The 842-nt window shown below is 52.3% G+C and carries 1 protein-coding gene; it reads right to left on the bottom strand.

Features of this window, described 5'->3' with window-relative positions; all coding sequences use genetic code 11:
- The coding region (locus OCV63_RS10460) for an SNF2-related protein (protein ID WP_262670802.1) at positions 1 to 842 on the bottom strand (842 nt) is incomplete at both ends.

The raw sequence follows: 842 nt of genomic DNA, 5'->3' as shown, positions 1-842 counted from the left end.
TCAGCTCTTGCAGGCGTTCATACTGAAGGTAACGCTGCATGGTGTAAAGCTCGGTCATGGAGTTGCTGACAGGTGTGCCGGTGGCAAAAATCACGCCACGGTTTCCGGTGATCTCATCCATATAGCGGCACTTGGCAAACATATCGGAGGATTTCTGCGCGTCCGATGTGGATAAGCCTGCCACATTCCTCATTTTTGTGTATAGAAACAGGTTTTTATAGTTGTGGGCCTCGTCTACGAACAATCGGTCTACACCCAGCTGCTCAAAGGTTACCACATCGTCTTTTCGCCCCTCGGCTTGCAGCTTTTCCAGTCTGGCTTCCAGAGATTTTCGGGTACGCTCCAGCTGCTTGACGGTAAAACGCTCGCCTCCGCTGGCCTGCACCTCTGCGATGCCCTCAGTGATCTCGTCGATCTGCTCATAGAGAAGCCGTTCCTGACGCTCCCGGCTGATGGGGATACGCTCAAACTGGCTGTGTCCCATGATAATGGCGTCGTAGTCACCAGTTGCAATCCGGGCGCAGAACTTCTTTCGGTTATGGGTCTCAAAGTCCTTTTTTGTGGTGACTAAGATATTGGCGGAAGGATAGAGACGCAGAAACTCCGACGCCCACTGCTCGGTCAAATGGTTTGGAACCACAAAGAGAGATTTCTGGCACAAGCCCAGACGTTTTGCTTCCATCGAAGCGGCCACCATCTCAAAGGTTTTGCCTGCGCCTACTTCATGTGCCAACAGGGTATTTCCTCCATACAGCACATGGGCAATGGCGCTTTTCTGGTGTTCCCGCAGGGTAATGGCCGGGTTCATCCCTCCAAAAGTGATGTGGCTGCCATCATATTCA

Origin of the sequence: Laedolimicola ammoniilytica (assembly GCF_025567165.1) — a bacterium.
Lineage (GTDB): Bacteria > Bacillota > Clostridia > Lachnospirales > Lachnospiraceae > Laedolimicola > Laedolimicola ammoniilytica.
Note: the sequence above shows the minus strand (reverse complement) of the source record. Positions and strands in the feature narration are given on the sequence as shown.